Origin of the sequence: Clostridium sp. KLE 1755, from assembly GCF_000466465.2 — a bacterium.
GTDB classification, from domain to species: domain Bacteria; phylum Bacillota; class Clostridia; order Lachnospirales; family Lachnospiraceae; genus Eisenbergiella; species Eisenbergiella porci.
Window position 1 is genome coordinate 1 of record NZ_KE992781.1, and the last position, 538, is coordinate 538.

Sequence of the window (538 nt, forward strand, 5' to 3'; positions counted from 1 at the left end):
CGTGTCATCCATCAGATAACGAACCAGCACGATAGCAATTATCAGAAATACTCCCAGCACACCGCCAAGAAACGTATTCTTCAACACACTGGGGCTGGCCTTCTTCATCGGCATATTGGCAGTTTCCGCCACATTTACTGCCTGGATATCCATCACGTTCATAATATGCACTGATGCCGCTTCCCGGATTGCATTGGCCATCTTCATCGCCAGCACTGGATCAGAATCCTTCACCGTAATCGCCAAAATACGCGTATCCGTAGGTGTCGTAACCGAAACCTTCTCCTTCATCTGCTCATATGTCAGATCCAGCCCCATCCCCTGCACTACTTCTTCCAAGACAAACCTGCTTTGAATCAATTCCGCATAGTCCTTCGTCAGCTGCGTCCCCAGCTGAATATCCGAATAAGTCACCGCACTGTTCTCCTGCTTATTCAGGATATAAATCTTCGTAGTAGACTCATAAGAAGGTGTCACCAACAGCTGTGTAAATAGAAAAGCCCCCAGTGCCACCATAATTCCCACAGAAACAATCAAA

At 47.2% G+C, this 538-nt stretch carries 1 protein-coding gene; it reads right to left on the reverse strand.

The window, feature by feature from the left end; all coding sequences use genetic code 11:
• The coding region (locus HMPREF1548_RS27375) for a YveK family protein (protein ID WP_035324306.1) at positions 1-538 on the reverse strand (538 nt) is incomplete at both ends.